This is a genomic window from Mesorhizobium sp. M7A.F.Ca.MR.362.00.0.0, from assembly GCF_004023175.1.
Classification (GTDB): Bacteria; Pseudomonadota; Alphaproteobacteria; order Rhizobiales; family Rhizobiaceae; genus Mesorhizobium.
In genome coordinates this window covers 1-1,054 of the sequence record NZ_RZTF01000790.1, presented here as the reverse complement: position 1 = coordinate 1,054, position 1,054 = coordinate 1, and the positions used below count along the sequence as shown (strand labels likewise).

At 64.5% G+C, this 1,054-nt stretch carries 1 protein-coding gene; it reads right to left on the bottom strand.

What is annotated here, in order from left to right:
• Positions 1-101: 101 nt before the first annotated feature.
• The coding region (locus tag EOC06_RS37705; RefSeq protein ID WP_164899015.1) for a dihydrolipoamide acetyltransferase family protein at positions 102-1,054 on the bottom strand (953 nt) is incomplete at its 5' end.

Sequence of the window (1,054 nt, the reverse complement as noted above, 5' to 3'; positions counted from 1 at the left end):
TCGGCGACACCTTCTCCCACAAGGGGAGAAGGGGGAGCCCACATTCCAACGCCGGTAACTTCCGAAGGTCCGTCTCAAGCTTCGACATCGGCCTCATCACCTCAATCCACAAAGATCAGCGCCGGCGTTTCCAGCAGCGTCTTGATCCGCTGGATGAACACCGCCGCATCCCACCCATCGATCACCCGATGGTCGAAGCTCGACGACAGGTTCATCATCCTACGCGGGATGAACTGGGTGCCGTCCCACACCGGCCGCACCATCATCTTGTTGACGCCGATGATTGCCACTTCCGGATGGTTGATGACCGGCGTCGTCGCCACGCCGCCCATGGCGCCGAGCGAGGTGATGGTGATGGTCGAGCCGGACAGCTCGTCGCGTGTCGCCGTGCCGGACTTGGCCGCCTCGGCCAGCCTGATGATTTCTGCGCCGCACTCCCAGATGTCGCGCGCCTCGGCATGTTTGACGACAGGCACCACCAGCCCCGACGGCGTCTGCGCGGCGATGCCGATATGGATGCCGCCATGCTGGTGGATGATGCCGGCCTCGTCGTCGAACAGCGAATTGAGATTGGGCTGGTCCGCTATCGCCTTCACCATGGCCCGCATCAGGAACGGCAGCAGCGTCAGCTTCGGCCGCTCCACGCCACCCTTACCTGGGCGCTTCTCCTTGTTGAGCGCGGCGCGCAATTCCTCCAGCGCGGTGACGTCGATCTCCTCGACATAAGTGATGTGCGGGATGCGCGATTTCGACAGCGACATCTTCTCGGCGATCTTGCGCCGCAAGCCGACCACCTTGATATCCTGGATCGCATCGTTGCGGGCGAGGCCGGATGTCCTGGCAACCTGCGGCCCGCGCGCCAGGAAGGCTTCGATGTCCTCATGGCCGATGCGGCCGGCAGGGCCGGATCCCGCAACCTGCCTGAGATCGATGCCGGCTTCTTTTGCCCGCAGACGAACAGCCGGCGAAGCCAGCGGTCTTTCGCCCTCGGGACGCGGTGCGCCGGCAGGCGTGGCAACTTGAGATGTCGGCGCCGTACCCCCACCCCTAGCCC